The sequence below is a fragment of the Ruegeria sp. CDSA089 genome (genome assembly GCF_059612205.1).
The window spans coordinates 122,882-139,006 of record NZ_JBXWQD010000005.1 but is presented as its reverse complement, the minus strand read 5'-3'; the positions used below and the strand labels follow the sequence as shown (position 1 = coordinate 139,006).

Below are 16,125 nucleotides of genomic sequence, written 5' to 3'. Positions count from 1 at the left end.
CCGTTCAGTCCGGCCGGGTTCGTTGCAAGCTGTTGCGTGAAATGTGCAAAGCAAAATCAAACAGGACTTTGACTTGGATCATTAAAAACCCAAAAAGATGTAACTGATTTGTGAAATTTAGCCCTCGGAATTTTGCATGCGCAGACAAAAGCCGTTTTTTGCGGGCTAGCTGTTCACGTTATCCGGATCGAACGTTCCCGATGACAGATCGACACGCGCGTCGACCTCAGCTGCGTTGACGGTGGCATCGGCCCCCGGCTCGCTCACAATAGTAGCTGTCTAAGGGGCCGGCTTTTGGCGTGTCACACTTCGAACTTTTCCCGGCACAGGCTTTCAATCTGTGCCCAAGTTGATTTGAATTCAGGTGTATTTTCGGCCGCGTAGTGGAAGTTCTTCATCAAGCCTGTCAGCTGCGTAAACACCTGACGTACTTCGGCTTTATCGGCGAAATCTGCGGTGGATTGGGTCACGCCATAGACCAGCTTGAAGGTCATCTTCTGCCGCTCCAGCGGGACGGTTGCGTCCACCTGATCAAAGGCGTCCTGCTGCAGATAAACCATGTCCACAAACAGTGCTTTTTGCTGGGTGACAAAGTCCTCGATCGTGACGCCCTCTTCGCCCGTCACCTGCATCATTTGATCGACCTGTTCGCCCTTTTCGATAAGCGCCAGCAGATCGCGGACCTTGCCGGTCCAGCCAGCTTCGGCATTCTTGTCATACCAGTCGGACAGCTGATCCAGATATCGTGACCAGCTGAGCATCGGGTCCACCGCCGGGTAAAACCGCTTGTAAGCGCGCTCGGACGACAGGCCGAGGAAACACTTGACCGTAGACAGGGTCGACTGCGTGACCGGTTCGTCAAAATTGCCCCCGGCGGGGGACACGGTGCCAATCAGCGTCAGGCTGCCCAACGCGCCGTCATTGGTCTTCATCGCGCCTGCGCGCTCGTACAGCCCCTTGATCGAGCTTTCCAGGTAGGCCGGGAAGCCCTCCTCACCCGGAATTTCCTCCAGCTTGCCCGAAGTCTCGCGCATGGCCTGCGCCCAGCGGCTGGTGCTGTCGGCAATCAGCAGCACGTCATAGCCCATCTGGCGGTAATATTCGCCCAGTGTGATGCCTGTAAAGATTGACGCCTCGCGCGCAGCAACCGGCATCGAGGATGTGTTACAGATAATAATCGTCCGGTCCATTAGGCTGCCGCCCGAGGTCGGGTCGGTCATCTTGGGGAATTCCGCGATAGTTTCCACCACCTCGCCCGCGCGCTCGCCGCAGGCGACAACGATCACGATATCGACCTTGGAATTCCGTGCGATCAGGTTCTGCAGCACGGTCTTGCCTGCACCGAACGGGCCGGGAATACAGGCCGTCCCGCCGCGCGCGATAGGGAAGAACGTGTCGATCAGGCGTTGCGAGGTCAGAACCGGCTCGGTCGGGTAAAGACGTTCCGATAAGGCGCGTTTCAGGATGCTTTCTGGCAGCGCGCGTCGGACGGGCCATTTTTGCGACAGGGTCAGCGTGTGTTCGCCGCCCTGTTCATCCTCAAGCCGGGCCACGATGTCGTGAATGGTGGCAGCCCCTTTCTGAACCCAGACGACCTTGTAGTCGCCCACCCAGTTGAAGGGCAGCATGATCTTATGCTCGAACCGCCCCTCGGGCACCGTGCCGATGCTGTCGCCCGCTGTCACCGTGTCGCCCACCTTGACCGAAGGTGTAAACGACCATTTCGCCAGCGTATCCAGCGGGGCCACGTCCGCGCCGCGCGGCAGGAAAGTGCCAAACTCAGCAGCGACCTTGGGCAGTGGCGACTGCAACCCGTCAAACACCTGACCCAGCAGACCTGGCCCCAGTTCAACCGACAACAACTGGCCCGATTGCTCTACCGGATCGCCCACGGCCACGCCGTCGGTGCTTTCATAGACTTGCACATCCGCCGTGTCGCCGCGCACGCGCAGCACTTCGGCTTTCAAACGCTCCTGACGGCCGCCGGGGCCGGGGCGCGTGGGCAGGATGAAGACCACCTCGTTCTTGACCAATTGCCCCGGCGCGCCCGAGGCATCTGCGTTGGCCTGAATTTGCACCAGCCCCTCTTGCACCGAGACAACGCGGGCAGTGGCGGTTTGGGTGACGGGGGTTGGGGCGGTCATGCGTAGGCTCCCTCAAAGTCGATATCGGCGACGTCGGCCATGGCCTGTTGCGCCAGTTTTTCAAATCGCGTTGCCGCATCCTGCGCATTGCTCTGCGCCCAGCGGTCGAAAATATTCCAGATCAGAACGTAAATCGCTACGGCCTCGAAATCGAACAGATGGCGGGCGGCGTGGCGTTTCAGCTGCTTATGGCTGACCGAAAGCAGAAGCCTCTCCAGACCCAGCGGGTCCTCGGCCTCCAGCAGTTGCTGCGCTTCCTTGAGCCACGGCATCGAGCTCTCAAGCTTAAAGGTTGGATCACTCCAGTTTGCCGGGATGTGGCGAGCCCAGCGGCCCATGCCGAAGGTTCCGGCGGGCGAGCTGCCACCCTGTTTGCGAAGGCGCAAGGCGGCTACGGCGGTACGCAAATCCATCCGCTCCAGAAACAGCTTCTGTAGGGTCGGCTGCGGGATATCGCCCAACGCAGCTTTGCACCGTTCGACGGCCTGCACGTCTGTCACGTCCATATCATAGTCGCCCCAATTCAGAGCGTGCTCCAACACCCGCAGCACCTTCGCATCGTCAGGCGTCAGCGCGCGCAACCGACGGTCCAGCCGAAGGCGCGAGATTGGGGGCTGTTTGGCAACAAACAACCGCTCCGAGCCCGGTAGGCTGCTGATTAGCGCGATATAGGCGTCGGGGTCCGACATGTCAGCGGATCACCCCTTCCAGCACAGCGCGGAACCGGGGTTGCAGATGCTCCATCAGCAAGGAGGCAACAGACTTGTCCGTCAGGTCCAGCACCACGCCCTGATCCTCGGCCCGCACCCGGATGCCATCCTGCGTGCTGTCTGCAGTGTGCAGTTCCACCTGTTCGCGTAGCATGTCGGCGGTCAGGCCCAGCACGTATTTCGTCAGCTTGCCCGACTGGATATCGTCAGCGTTCTGCTTGATATCCTCTTGCGTGGCCACCCTAGCAGGCAGGATCACCTGCACCTTACCGCCCAGCTTGGCCCCTTCAGCCGCGCGCCCGACGACCTCAAGGATCATCTGTTTCAGCATCTCGGGGTCAGCCATTTCTTTGGTGACAAGGCGTTCGACATCTTCGCGGAACCGGTCGGTCAGGCCCGCCTTCATGGTCAGCACCGCATCACGCATGGCGGTGTTCAGCGCCTCTTCCCCGGCGGCACGGTAATTGTCGGATTCGGTGCGCGCCTTTTTCTGATACTCATCCGCTTCGCGCTTGGCATCGGCGAGAATCTTCGCCGCCTCGGCCTTGGCTTCAGAACGCAACTTGTCCGCATCCGCCTGCCCCGCCGCCACACCGTCGCTGCGCAGCTTGTCGATCAGCGCATCGACCCCGTGCGAGATCATTCCGTCCTGTGCCATCAGCTGATCCCCGCGCTAATGACCAAGGCAAAGACAAAGGCAAAAACGCCAAAGCCTTCTATGATCGCCGCAGGGGCCAGTGACAGGCCGAAGATTTCCGGTTTCTCCTTCGTGGCATTGATCGCCGCCGCACAGGCCCGGCCCTGCCAGATGCCGCAATACATCAGCGCAATCCCCGAAAGGATGCCGATGCCGAACAACCCGCCCGCGTTTTCCGGCGTCACATCGCGGTTCAGGGTAAACATGATCACGATGCCGTAGATCACCATGGTCGATGGAAAGGCCGAGACGCCAATAAACCGGCCATAGCCGCCCTCGGTCTCGGTCATCGCGCCGATACTGGCCTGCCCCGCGATGGCACAACCAATGGCGCTGGACGCCGCACCCAAAGCCATGGGCGCATAGATTCCCAGCCAACCCAATGTCAGTACAAGCTCATTCATTCCTGAACCTCCTTGCGGGCGAACGGGCGAAAGACGATGCCTTCATCCGGCAGACCCCATTTAAAGAATTCGATGTAATTGAGACGTAACCCGTGGACGACGCCGCTCATCAGTGCGAGCGCGAAATTGAGGAGATGCCCGGCAATCAGGATCAGCAGCCCGAACAGGATGCCCGGCCCTTTCAGCGCCTGCATCACTTGGACCGCCAGATCGTTGAACGTGATCGCCAGCGAGGCCGAGGCTAGCCCCAGCGCGAACAGGCGCATGTAACTCAGAACATCGCCAAACGCCCCCATCGCCCCCGCCAGCCCCTGCAGCCCGTCGATCAGACGCCACAGCCAATCGATGGGTTTGGTGATCTGACGCACGCTGGTGAACAGCAGGATCGCCAGAAAGCCTGCGCCCATCAGCACCGCTCCGGGCAATTTCGCGCCGTCGTTCATGTAGGCCAACCACAGAACGAACCCGCCGATCAGCACGGCAATCCAGCCCAGATTGGCAATGGCTCTGCGCCGCCCCCACGCCGCCCGCGCGGCCAGTGCGTTGGCCAGCACCAGATGGAACACGCCGACAACGATCGAGATCATCATCATCGCGTTGAAATTGTTCAGATCCAGTATCTTGAGCCGCGCCCAGATCGACCCCTCTGCCGGGGACGCGCCAAAATAACTGCCAACCATGACACCGTAAATTACCGTCGCACCCGCGATGATCACACCATAGAGCCGCCACGACCGCTGCGCCGGGGACTTGTCCATCTTTTTCCAGAAGGCCAGCAGGCCCAGCAGGATCACCGCGCCATAGCCCGCATCCGCCACGATCATCGCAAAGAAGATCGCGAACGAGGCCGCAACGATGATGCTGGGATCCCAATCCCGGTAGCCCGGTATCTGGTAAAACAGCGCCAGATCGACCGCTGCGCTGCGGTTTTCGGGCTGCTCCAACAGCGTCGGAGGGGCGTCATCCGGGCCCGGTTCCTCGATCAGAACAGCGGCGTCTCGCGCCTGCGCCATCTCCAGCACCGCATCCACACGATCTTCAGGCACCCAGCCCTGCAGGGCAAACATCGCGCCCTCGTCGCGAACCTTCTGCGTGGCATGGGCGAGTTCAGCCGCGCTTTCCGCCGCCGACAGGTTGCGGCGCATCAGCGTCAGGTAGCGGGTTTGGGCGATGCGTTCCGCCTCAAGCGCCTCAATGGCGATCTCGGCCTCTTCCAGCTGCGCCTCAAGCTCATGGATCGGCAGTGACCCGGTATGCGTGCGCGGGACCGGCAGGATATCGTCGCCCGGATCCTCGGGCGCGATCAGCACCGCGTAGATAAAGCGGTGATCTTGTTCTAGAATAGCCCAGGGCAGTTTGACCTCGGACAGCGCCTCACGGTGTTTCAACGGTAGTTGGTAGAACCACAGCCGATTGCCCGCCAGAACGTCATTCGGCGGAAAATCCAGATCCCCCCACGGGCGCACTTGCCCAATCCGGTGCGCCAGAAAATCCCGCCGATCTGTTGCCTCTCGGGTGCGCTGCATCAGGTCCAGCACGTCGCGCAAGAACTGGTCCATATCGAACGCAGGGTCACGTTGTATCTGGCGCCGCGGGTCGGCCACGTCGGTCAAAAAACGCAGCGCCTTATAAGCGTCATGCGCGCCACGTTCGCTGATCTTTTCCGGCTCGGCGGGTGGAGGCGCCAGTGGCAGTACATGCATACAGCCCAGCTCCTGCAGCGCCTCTAACGTGTCGCCCTTATGCGCGGCGGGTCCGACGAGGGACAGTTTCTTCAGCCGCGCGACGCTCATGTCAGCGCCTCCTGCGCATGTTTGCGTTTGGAGATTTTCGAGCGCACAACCGCCTGCATCTGCTCATCGCTCAGATAGATGCGGATTTTCTTGATATTGGCCTTGGCGCGCGGGATCAGAACCTTTTCGAACAGGTTGACCCGTTGCGTGATCGTGGCCACGGCCTTGTCGAAAATGCGCACCCTTTCTTCGGCGACCTTCACGCGTAGCCGCGCCTCGATCATGTCATGCAACAGGTTGGCGGCGGCATCGACCCAATGTGGTTTGGCCAACAGCGAATAGGGTCGCACGGCAACTTCGATTCGGTCCAGATCGGGCATCTTGACGCCGACCACGTTGACCTCTTTCAACTGGTAATCCTTCAACTCGACCAACCCGTCCAGGTCGACCCCCTGCTGCGCCAGCATCGGCAGTTTTTCCCCGACCTGCTGCGCCAGATTGTGCACCTCTTGCTGCAGGCGGTGGACGTCTTCGCGGGCTTTGGCACGTTCCGCCATCAACTGCTGGCGCTTGAGGTCCAGCGACGGCAGGAACCGCTCATAGCTTTTCAGTTGGGTCTGCTGGCGAGCCAGCGACGATTTATTCAGCTGCAACCGCGCCATCGGTATCCTTTGGGAAATACTTCTCGACCAAAGCCTGCTTCATCAGCAACTGTTCAGGCTGGAAACACTCGGCCAGCGTCTTCCACCCCAGATCCAGCGCGTCCTCCAGCGGGATCGAGACGTTGATGTCCATAAACCGCGCCCGGAACAGCGCGCCGAATTTCAGCAACTGGTGATCGTAATCCGACAGATCAAAGGCCATCGCCTGTTTCTGCGCCGCATCGCGGCTTTCGGAATAGAAGCGGATCATCGTGTTCATGATCTGCCCGTGATCTTCACGCGTGGTCTTGCCGATCACGTTCTGCTTGAGGCGTGACAGGCTGCCGAACGGGTCAATCACCCCCGAATGCAGGTAAAACTGCCCCTCGGTGATATAGCCCGTGTTGTCCGGCACCGGGTGGGTCACATCATTGCCGGGCATTGTCGTCACGGTCAGCACCGTGACCGAACCGCCCTTGGCGTAATCGCACGCCTTCTCATACCGCCGCGCCAGCTGGGAATAGAGATCGCCCATATAGCCGCGCTGCGAGGGCACGCGTTCCTGACTGATCCCCACTTCTTTCATCGCGTCGGCATAGGCGGTCATGTCGGTCAGTAGCACCAATACCCGCTTACCTTCTTCGACCGCGAATTTCTCGGCCACCGCCAGCGCCATATCGGGCACCAGCAGCCGTTCAACCAGCGGGTCCATCGCCTGATTGACGAACATCACCGTTCGCGAGAACACGCCCGCATCCTCGAACGACGTCCGGAACGTGTGATAGTCGTCAAAGATCAGCCCCAGCCCGCCAAAGACTACGATATCCGCATCCGCCTGAATGCCGATCCGGCTGAGAAAGGCATTGAACGGCTCGCCCGAGACCGAAAAGATCGGGATTTTCTGGCTTTCGACCAGAGTATTGAACACGTCGATCATCGGCACGTCCGTGCGGATCATCTTGTTGGGCACTGCACGTTCCGAAGGGTTTACGGTCGGCCCGCCAATCTCGATCCGCGGCTCGGATGACAGATCCGGCCCACCGTCGATTGCCACCCCTGCCCCGTCAAAGACGCGGCCAAGAATATTGGCCGAATAGGGCGTCTGCATAGGATGACCCAGAAAAGTGGCTGTCGCCTCGGTCGAGATACCCTTGGTGCCCGAGAACACCTGCAGCGTCACCACATCCCGGTCGATGAAAATCGCCTGCGCCAGCGTTTTGTGTCCGTCGATGGTTTCGATCACTGCCAGATCGTTGAACCTAACGGTTGCTTCAGCCGATCCGTCCAACGGAACCCTAACTTTGATCGTATCCCCAACGATTTCCAGAACACGAGTATATTTCAAGAGACTCTGAGACATCGCCTACCCTAAGTCGCATGATTAAGAGTTTATTTTTCTTTCCACCTTCAAACTGCCCACCGAACCAGTGCGCTCGGAGGGTTTAATATTGATTTGGTAAATCCGGTTGCCTCCAAGCTAATAGAGATTGCAGGCCCAAAGCAATGAAATCAGTTCAATTCTGACTGGATTTTGTGTCGTCATTCGATTTCAAGACTTTGCCATTGACGTCTGCGACGCCGCCTTTGGCCCCGTTTCAGCATCGGGACGATAGTCCAAAACGCACACAAGCAAGTTGGCCATCTCTTCAAGTTCTTTGGAAGGTGTTTTGATTTCCCCTATGATGCGTTTGACCAGATCAACGGCTTCAGTGCGCTGCTCCTCGTCAGGCAACAGATAAGGCAACGTCTCGACTGCACCCTTCGGATCGAAAGTGGCGACCAGAGTCTGCTCGTGCAACATACGTTGACGTTCTAAAACCGAAATGGATTTGAACGGCGCTTCGTGCCGAAAGATATGCGCCCAGCGGTGCAGAATCTCAGCGCGAAAGCCTTTGTGGCTGTCAGCCAATAAGATCAGCATTCGAATGACCGCCTCGGGCAGACCTCCTTGCCGCATATGCGCAAGCACCGTGTTGACCTCTGGCAAATTGCGCAAAGACGCTGGGTCTGGCAGGGTTCGGCGCTTGGAATACTCTTGCCCGAACCAAGTTGCGAACGGCCCGCCCCAAGTGGCGAAGAAGGTTGCCTCATACCATGCGTCGCGCAAATCACGGCCCAAATCCATCGATTGCTCGATCCATTCACCGGTGAGTTTTTCCCATTTTAGAAACGGGTTGTCAGCATCGGCTGGCGCGCGCTGCGCTCTGGCGTCCTGCGCCAGTTTCTCGATCCCTTTCCCCATAACTGTGTTCGAAGACATCGAAGAACGCTGTACGCGCAGCGGATGCGCGTCGCGCAAAGCCTGCGCCGTCACCGCTGTCGACATTGTTTGCACGACTGGGCGACCAAAGGTTTCATAGGCACCCGCTTGCACTTCCGACATATGCGCCACGGCGGCAAAGCTGGTTTCATCCTGGCGACCGTCATCCAATGCAGCGACATCTGAAAGCGTTCGATCGACGAACCGAACTTCGAAGGATTTTTCGACCCCGTCCCCTTCGATGTTATCAATGACCATTTCATAAAGACCGGGTGCCATTGCCTCGACTGTTTCAAGTGTAGAGGCGAGGCCTGTGTGCTCTTTGCGCGCAATCTTGGAGGAAACAAAAATGCCCAGATGCCCCACTTCATCATGAAGCATGTAAATAATGCGCTGGCCGCGTACTCGTATCTCTTCTTCGTCCGCATACGTTTCAGCGATCCAGTTCAAAGCCTGTTGCGGCGGCGTGATATTGTCGCCATGACTTGCAAAGACAAAAATCGGCGCTTTGATCGCCTTGAGATCTACGGGAACTCCGGGTTCCAGTTGTGCGGTATTCTTGACGAGCCGGTTTCCAACGAACAGTTGTTCGACAATCCATCGAATTTCGGCCTCGTTCAGAAGAAAGAAACCGCCCCACCAACGCTCAAAATCGATGAAACGCTGACGGCCGGCTTCGGGATCGCGGTACAGGTCGAAATACTTGCCAAAGTAGTTGCGGCTGGGATTTAGCTGCTCGAAATTCATCACCAGATTGGCACCGTCAAATTTGCCGTTCCCCAAATCTGACCAGAGCATCGGCTGCCATGTACCGCCAAGCATCCCACCATTGTAGCGCATTGGATTTTCACCAACTTCACCCGACCAAGGTGCGACCGGCGCACCATTGAGCACCAGAGGCCCGGTCAGATCGGGGTTGCAGGCCGCCATCAGCAAGGTCGCCCAGCCGCCCTGGCAGTTTCCTGTCACAACAGGTTGCGGGCTTTTTGGGTGACGCGCGCTGACGGTGCGAACAAATCCAGCTTCGGCATGCATCACATCCGCCAGTGTCTGTCCTTCGACCGGGTCACGGCCAAAACTCACAAAGTATACCGGGTGGCCCTTCGCCAGCGCCACGCCGACCTGGCTGTCGGACTTGAACCCACCAATACCACCGCCATGTCCAGCACGAGGATCAATAATGATGTAGGGGCGTTTGTGATCGTCTACGTTGATCCCTTGCGGGGGAACAATGCGCAAAAGCTGATAGTTGCAGGGCCGATCGAGCTCCCTCCCGTCAACCATCACTTCGTAGTCATAGACAAGCACTGGCGGGCAACCGGCCGCTTCATGTTCGAGGAAAACGTCTCCGCGCTCGCGCAAGACGTCCATCGTCAGGGCGACGCGCTGACCTGCATCCTTGATATAGTCCGTCCATGCCGAACCTACTGATTTCGTCCGCGCGAATTGCACCGCAAGATCTCGCAGTTCGTTTGACCATTTCGTAGACCGGTTTGAATGGTGCTCAGTTATTTTCTGTGCCTGATTAGTAGCGGCTTGCGACAAAATTTGGTACTGCATACCAGATTGATCAAGCACACCAGAAATCGCATCAAGCACTTTGCTGTTTACGGTCGCTGTGGTTTTTTCACCGGTTGAAGGGTGCGACGCATTTTCTTTCGCAATTGAATTCCGGGCCATAGGTCAATCCTTCCTCAGACGATGCTGTACCCACCGTCGATGGGGTGTACGCCGCCAGTCACGTTGAACGCCTCGCGGCTTGCAAGAAACGCGGCATAGGCACCGACATCTTCGATGGTCGCCAACTGATGGGTGGGTGCACGCTCGGCAGCGGCGCTCAGCAGTGCATCAAAATCGGACAGCCCGGTGGCCGCGCGGGTTTTCAGAGGGCCAGGCGACAGAGCGTGCACCGAAATGCCTTTGGTCCCCAGTTCTGCAGCGGCATAGCGCACCGAGGCTTCCAAAGCGGCCTTCACCGGCCCCATGATGTTGTAGTTTTCAACAACCCGAGTCGCCCCAAGAAACGAGACCGTCATACATGTTCCGCCACGCACCATCAGCGGTTCGGCCATGCGGATCATGCGCAGAAACGAATGAACAGAAATATCCATGGCCACCCCAAACCCTTCGGCCGAGGTATCAATAACCCTTCCGTGCAGATCATCGCGTGGCGCAAAGGCAATAGAATGCACAAGAGTGTCAATCCGGCCCCATTGCGCCCGGATTGCATCAAACAAGGCGTTTGTCTGGTCTGCATCCCGCACATCCAGCGGAAGACAGATTTTTGCATCAACCTCTTCAGCCAGCGGGACGACGTATGGTTTGGCCTTTTCGTTTACATAAGTCAGCGCGATCTCTGCGCCTTGTGCATGAAGCGCACGCGCGCATCCCCACGCAATCGACTGATCGTTTGCGACACCGATAACAACTGCTTTGTATCCGTCCAATCGAAACATAGCACGCCTTTTTCTGCAGTGCAGCATAGCGCCTTTTCCTCGATTCGGGAAAGACGATTGCGGGGCAATTCTGCCTACGCTGCGTCACAGAGCGATGAACACGCACCAGTATGCTCAAAAACGGGCGAATTATGTCCGGGCTCTTTCCGTTTCAGCAATTCGCGCAGTAGACGATAGTATACGCTCGTGCCTTGTCCGGCCACGAGTGTTGAGATGACACTCAAACGGAAACGACGCTCTAAACTTCGGCTCTGTACCTCAGCGGAGTGCGAAGGGGTTTTCCTGGATTGCCGCGTTTGCTCGGGTACTACCTGTGAGCCCAAAGCAACCATATCCGCACTAACTAAAGCGCAAGACCGTTTCGAAAGCTCAAATCAAAAAGAAATTTTAGCGCATTGCCTGCTATTGCTGAGGGCCCATCAATTTCGCGTTTCGACGGCGCGCAATCTCCTGTCGAATTAGGTCTATGTGCAAACGTGCATCATATGCGCCTTGGCGATATGCGAGCGGCAGGTTCAGATTTGCAAGTGCGGTGTCCACTTCTTCGAATTTATTGGCGACTTCTTCCACCCCAGCCAAAGTCTGTGCCTTGCTGAGTTCTTCCTCAAGCGCAGCGATGCGCTGGTAAAAACGCCAGACCCTACGCTTTTGAAACCAAACGTAGCCAGACGGGACGATCCGCAGAAAAGGAACTAAGAACAACAAAGGCAATAACAACAGCAATACACTGCCAAATTGCGCTGCGATCCAATATGGCAAGACGCCATGCAAAAAGTTTGGCCCAGAATTTATGAGTTCTGTCGCAATTTTGTTTAGTGGCACAGGCGGTGAAGCTGTGTTTGGATACTCGCGCGCACTTTGCAAAATAGTGGCTTCGCTATGAATGTTCTTCGCTGCATTCACCAACCTATCGGTTACTGCAGGATGAAGATCGGAAGCGGCGATAAGTGAAGCCCTCAACGCTAAGATTTTGACATCCTCCGGCGGCCTCGGAGGGTCCAGTGTGATTGATCCTGCCGGTACAGTTACCGAATTTGCGCCTGAAAGTTTCAATGCCAGAGCATCGACCAAAGCCATGGGAACGAAAACGATTTCTGGATCAAAAATTGCGTCCATAAGATAAGGCGCATCGAGGGGTGCGACAAACAACGCTGCATCCGCTTCGTTGGAATACAACGCCTCTATTGCATCGTTTCCCCCGGCATCGACTAGGGTTATGCCGACATTTTGCAAACCTGCGGCCTCAATTAGCGATAAAGCAGCGGCGCGAGTACCAGACGCCTTGGTTCCTGCTGCTAAACGTATGTCTCCCCATTCGCCTGCATTGGCCCCAACTGAACTAGACGTTCCACGGAACACCACCATGGGTTCAAGAAAAATGGCACCCAGGGACTGTAAGTTCTCGTCCTGAGGTAGTTCGAGACCGCCTTGAACAAAAGCGGCGTCCACTTCGCCGGAAACAAGTTTTTGAATGTTCTCAACGGACCCCTCGGTTTCAACCAGAATTACCTGAATGCCGTCACGTGCAAGTTCTGCTTTATAGAGTTGTCCAACTTGCCAGTATCCGCCGCCGTTTATGCCAGCAGCCAGCTTAATATTGTTGGGCGGTTTCAAACCAAAGATCAGAAAAACAACCAAACCGACAAACATAATCGGAAAGAGAATGAAAAGAGCTAAGCGCATTTATTCCCACATTCGGATGATCGGAACCGTTAAGTCGTTCTCATTTGATAGCAATCTTTTTGCCAACGAGAAACTGATCCCAGCGATTGGCACTCGTAGCTCTTATGAGCGTCAAGACCCATAAGTATGCACCTGATACTCCTGATCGAGTTTGTGTTTTGCGTCAGCCAACCAGTCTTGTAATGATCATAATAAAGACTTTTTGCGCACCACATGATTGAGCATATAATTTATCCTCGTCACGAACTAGACAGCCAATGCGGCATTCAAACCTACTAAATAAGGATTTGACTCCAATACATCCCCTTGTGTCCACCACCTGCAGTCCCCCCTGCCCTTACATGTTGCGCCGTTGCCCTACCGACCGCTGTGCTTACTGGGTCCACGAACCCCTCCTTTGTAGACAGACCCAGTCATTGCGTTCCAAGCATCCAATCCTAAGCTCGCATCATATGCCTGGGCTCGGCCACAAGATTCTCTGCCAACTGCCATCAAGTCCAAAACTGCTTTTGGGAAAACCCGCCCTAAAAATGGCGCACGAAAAACGCCGGACACTGGCCCGGCGTTTCTGTTTGTTAGCATGTTGCTGATCTTACCCGTGGGTAAGGTCGTCGTCTTCCTGCAACTCGTCCAGCAATGAGGCGATCGCTTGCTCTAGCTTGGGACGGTTCACCCGTGTGAAGTCCAGATTATAGCGCAGTTCAATTCGCCCGCTTGAGGCCGAGCACTTCGCCACCCCTGCCCTGCCCGAAACTTGAAACGTGGTCTTCGCCCGTCGCGTCTTTCCACCGCTTGCACCTGGCACTTTCTTGGGGTTGTCAGCTGTCGGCTCTAAAAACGAGCGGAGAATAGCAACCTCGCGCGCGCCGTCGCGATCCGGTTCGTTCATCAAACTGGTGCTCACATGACGCGCCAAACCGGGATCGGCATCCAACTTACGTTTCAGCTCAACGCCGACATTGCGCGGAATATCGTTAGGATGCATCAGCACCTTGTCCAGCATCATCAGCAGGCTGGCGAAAGATCGGATATAGCTGCGTTTGGTATAGCTGGCGGATTTGAACAAAAGCGCAACGGCCTTGTCCACGTCCGGGCATTCATTCGCAGGGTTCTCGGCAAAGGCCCGCGCCAATGCACCCATTTCCGCAAATGAGATATCCTTGCGGATCAGGTTTTCATCTACCATGCGACGGTAGCTGTCATTCAGATCCGCTCCATCCGAAATGCCCGCCGGGATAGCCGCATACACTTCATTGCCAGTTTCCTGATACAGAGCTCGATAGGCAGACAATCTCCGCATCCCTTGAATGAGCTCGTACCGACCATCAGCCCGACGCTCCAACCGGATTGGGTTCGACAATCCGATTTCGCGGATCGAATCCTTCAACTCGTCCAATTCAGGATCCGGGCCGTCCTTGCGATCCCGGGTCAGCTTTTCAGTTACCACATCAGCCAGAAGTACATGCTCGGTCACCAGACCTTCGGACCGCAGACGAACAAGCTCATGGGCCAGGCGATCGTTTTCGGCGCGTATGGTGTCCTCTGTCGATTGTTGCCCGCGCAACGCTTCGGCGTTTTCCGAGATCGCGGCGGCCATCGGGCCACGGCGTTTTTCCAAGACCTTGTCAGGAACTTTGCCAACCGGGATATCCTCCATGGAAGGCATGTCGATGTCGAACATTCTGCGTTTGCGGCTCATGCGTCATCCTCCAACTGGTCCCAGGCCGAAAGCATCACGCCCCGGAATTCCTCGTACACGTTATCAAATGTAGACCGCGCGCGGCGCCATGTCTCGCGCGTCATTTCGCGGTAGTCCATTTCATAGACCGAACTCAGAAACCGGCCGGACTGTTCGACCGCACGGGTCATTTCAACCGGATGCTCGGCCACATGTTCGCCAAACACTTTCTTGAACGCTTCGAACATGGCCGAATGCAACGCGTTGCCAGGCTCGTACCGGGTCAGCAGAAAGCGCATTTCACAGAATGTCTTGGGTAAGCCGATCTTACCCGTGGGTAAGGTCTTGTCGAAACCGTAGGCAAGGTCTTCAAGCGCTTCGGCCAGCTGGCCAATGAAAGAGGTTGTGGAGTCGTATTCCCAATAGCCGGGCCCTGAGGGAATATAGAGCATGTCTGCCGCGAACACCGCGTTCATGGATTGATACCCAATCGCCGGGGGGCAATCGAACAGGATAAGGTCATAGGCATCATCGGGGATCTGATCGAGATAACGCGAAACAGCCGCGAAGAAAGACCACTCTGGGTTCAAGTGACGATATTGGGCCGAGGCGAACTCGACAAAGGCGGCGTTGGCGCAGGAGGGGACAACGTCGATGGTCGACCACGAGCTTTGCTTAATGAAATCCCCAATCCGAAGATCGCCCAAGCCCATATCCGTGATCGATGGCGGCAATTCGCGGCGGGGCAGGGCGGTGCCTGATTCAGCAGCGACAGGGCGGTTGTTCATACGCTCGGTCTCGCGGATCAGGTCGCGGGCCATAATGCCCCAGACCGTGAAATCTTCGGCCACATCGGTCAGGCCCATGGAATGGCTCAAAGTGGCTTGCGGATCGAAATCCACCACCAGCACGCGGTAGCCATCCAGCGCCGCCGCATGAGCCAAGTGAAGCGCAACGGTCGACTTACCAGCGCCGCCTTTGAAGTTTGCCACCGCCGCACGTATCGCGCGCTTACCAACGGGGCGGGGCGGCATAAGAGATTTGCGGTTCACCTTGAGCCGCCGGCGGAGCTCATTCACCTCTTCCAGGCTGAACCAGCGTTGCCGGCCGTCTGGTTCCACCTCACCACCCGGCAGCGAGGGATCCGCAGCCAGCTTGCCCCGAAAGGTCGACTGGTTAATGCGAAAGATCAGCTCGGACACTTCCCAGCTGGAAAAACGACGAAGAGTCTTCTCCATCTCAGGACTAAAGGTTTGCTGCCGAATCCAGCCCTGCAACTTAAGGGACTGGTTCCGCAATGCGTTCAGGTCTTCGTGCGTATACATGCCTCGGGTCTCACCACTATGGACGCTATTTTTTATGATTTCACTATTTACGCCCTATTTGCACTTTAAGCAAAAGAAAATATACTCAGATCACGATCTTACCCATGGGTAACATAAACAAGGGAAATCAACGTCCTTCAAGAGCCGAATCGCGGTGATTCGCAGTGCCCCTGGAAAATAGGGCAGGTCGCTATATTTAGGGGGACGTTAGACTCTCTATCGGTCGATTTGGGGGGGCAAACATGCCATTTACGGGGACAACTATAGTGTCCCCCATCACCAATACTTCACCGTTTTTCTTTTTTGAATTTAGATTTGAGTTGCTGAAAAACCGGGTCAAATCAAACTTCTCTTGACAGAATCGTCGCTTTGGACGCTAATCAGGGCATCAAGA

At 56.7% G+C, this 16,125-nt stretch carries 12 protein-coding genes; all 12 read right to left on the bottom strand.

Annotation, left to right across the window (positions count from 1 at the left end; translation table 11 throughout):
• Positions 1-302: 302 nt before the first annotated feature.
• Positions 303-2,144, bottom strand: a complete 1,842-nt coding sequence (locus AC2FJ6_RS13460; RefSeq protein ID WP_170773234.1) for a V-type ATP synthase subunit A — start codon at positions 2,142-2,144, stop codon at positions 303-305.
• A complete protein-coding gene (locus AC2FJ6_RS13455) occupies positions 2,141-2,833 on the bottom strand; it encodes a hypothetical protein (RefSeq protein WP_480876976.1) in 693 nt (230 codons plus the stop codon). The genes AC2FJ6_RS13460 and AC2FJ6_RS13455 overlap by 4 nt, the downstream gene beginning before the upstream one ends.
• A gap of 1 nt (position 2,834) precedes the next feature.
• Positions 2,835-3,512, bottom strand: a complete 678-nt coding sequence (locus tag AC2FJ6_RS13450) for a hypothetical protein (protein ID WP_480876978.1) — start codon at positions 3,510-3,512, stop codon at positions 2,835-2,837.
• Positions 3,512-3,955, bottom strand: a complete 444-nt coding sequence (locus AC2FJ6_RS13445) for an ATP synthase subunit C (protein ID WP_170352721.1) — start codon at positions 3,953-3,955, stop codon at positions 3,512-3,514. Before AC2FJ6_RS13445 ends, AC2FJ6_RS13450 begins: the two co-directional genes overlap by 1 nt.
• Positions 3,952-5,748 (bottom strand): V-type ATP synthase subunit I, encoded by a 1,797-nt coding sequence (locus AC2FJ6_RS13440; RefSeq protein WP_496669305.1) that lies wholly within the window; start codon positions 5,746-5,748, stop codon positions 3,952-3,954. The genes AC2FJ6_RS13445 and AC2FJ6_RS13440 overlap by 4 nt, the downstream gene beginning before the upstream one ends.
• On the bottom strand, positions 5,745-6,350 hold the full coding sequence (locus tag AC2FJ6_RS13435) for a V-type ATP synthase subunit D (RefSeq protein WP_170789890.1): 606 nt from the start codon (positions 6,348-6,350) through the stop codon (positions 5,745-5,747). Before AC2FJ6_RS13435 ends, AC2FJ6_RS13440 begins: the two co-directional genes overlap by 4 nt.
• A complete protein-coding gene (locus tag AC2FJ6_RS13430) occupies positions 6,328-7,689 on the bottom strand; it encodes a V-type ATP synthase subunit B (protein WP_170785689.1) in 1,362 nt (453 codons plus the stop codon). The genes AC2FJ6_RS13435 and AC2FJ6_RS13430 overlap by 23 nt, the downstream gene beginning before the upstream one ends.
• Before the next feature lie 189 nt (positions 7,690-7,878).
• Positions 7,879-10,269, bottom strand: coding sequence for a DUF3141 domain-containing protein (locus AC2FJ6_RS13425; RefSeq protein WP_496669302.1), 2,391 nt, complete (start codon positions 10,267-10,269; stop codon positions 7,879-7,881).
• 14 nt (positions 10,270-10,283) lie between these two features.
• Positions 10,284-11,045: an enoyl-ACP reductase FabI gene (fabI, locus tag AC2FJ6_RS13420; protein WP_170789888.1), complete on the bottom strand. Its 762-nt coding sequence runs from the start codon at positions 11,043-11,045 to the stop codon at positions 10,284-10,286.
• Between the two features lie 402 nt (positions 11,046-11,447).
• Complete coding sequence (locus AC2FJ6_RS13415) at positions 11,448-12,728, bottom strand: TAXI family TRAP transporter solute-binding subunit (protein WP_496669300.1); 1,281 nt, start codon at positions 12,726-12,728, stop codon at positions 11,448-11,450.
• Positions 12,729-13,320: 592 nt separating this feature from the next.
• Positions 13,321-14,427, bottom strand: coding sequence for a ParB/RepB/Spo0J family partition protein (locus tag AC2FJ6_RS13410; RefSeq protein ID WP_496669298.1), 1,107 nt, complete (start codon positions 14,425-14,427; stop codon positions 13,321-13,323).
• Positions 14,424-15,731 (bottom strand): AAA family ATPase, encoded by a 1,308-nt coding sequence (locus tag AC2FJ6_RS13405; RefSeq protein ID WP_170773215.1) that lies wholly within the window; start codon positions 15,729-15,731, stop codon positions 14,424-14,426. The genes AC2FJ6_RS13410 and AC2FJ6_RS13405 overlap by 4 nt, the downstream gene beginning before the upstream one ends.
• Positions 15,732-16,125 lie beyond the last annotated feature (394 nt).

Coding starts and splice junctions, on each gene's coding strand:
- AC2FJ6_RS13460 (WP_170773234.1), bottom strand. CDS start 2,144: ATGACCGCCCCAACCCCCGTCACCCAAACCGCCACTGCCCGCGTTGTC.
- AC2FJ6_RS13455 (WP_480876976.1), bottom strand. CDS start 2,833: ATGTCGGACCCCGACGCCTATATCGCGCTAATCAGCAGCCTACCGGGC.
- AC2FJ6_RS13450 (WP_480876978.1), bottom strand. CDS start 3,512: ATGGCACAGGACGGAATGATCTCGCACGGGGTCGATGCGCTGATCGAC.
- AC2FJ6_RS13445 (WP_170352721.1), bottom strand. CDS start 3,955: ATGAATGAGCTTGTACTGACATTGGGTTGGCTGGGAATCTATGCGCCC.
- AC2FJ6_RS13440 (WP_496669305.1), bottom strand. CDS start 5,748: ATGAGCGTCGCGCGGCTGAAGAAACTGTCCCTCGTCGGACCCGCCGCG.
- AC2FJ6_RS13435 (WP_170789890.1), bottom strand. CDS start 6,350: ATGGCGCGGTTGCAGCTGAATAAATCGTCGCTGGCTCGCCAGCAGACC.
- AC2FJ6_RS13430 (WP_170785689.1), bottom strand. CDS start 7,689: ATGTCTCAGAGTCTCTTGAAATATACTCGTGTTCTGGAAATCGTTGGG.
- AC2FJ6_RS13425 (WP_496669302.1), bottom strand. CDS start 10,269: ATGGCCCGGAATTCAATTGCGAAAGAAAATGCGTCGCACCCTTCAACC.
- fabI (WP_170789888.1), bottom strand. CDS start 11,045: ATGTTTCGATTGGACGGATACAAAGCAGTTGTTATCGGTGTCGCAAAC.
- AC2FJ6_RS13415 (WP_496669300.1), bottom strand. CDS start 12,728: ATGCGCTTAGCTCTTTTCATTCTCTTTCCGATTATGTTTGTCGGTTTG.
- AC2FJ6_RS13410 (WP_496669298.1), bottom strand. CDS start 14,427: ATGAGCCGCAAACGCAGAATGTTCGACATCGACATGCCTTCCATGGAG.
- AC2FJ6_RS13405 (WP_170773215.1), bottom strand. CDS start 15,731: ATGTATACGCACGAAGACCTGAACGCATTGCGGAACCAGTCCCTTAAG.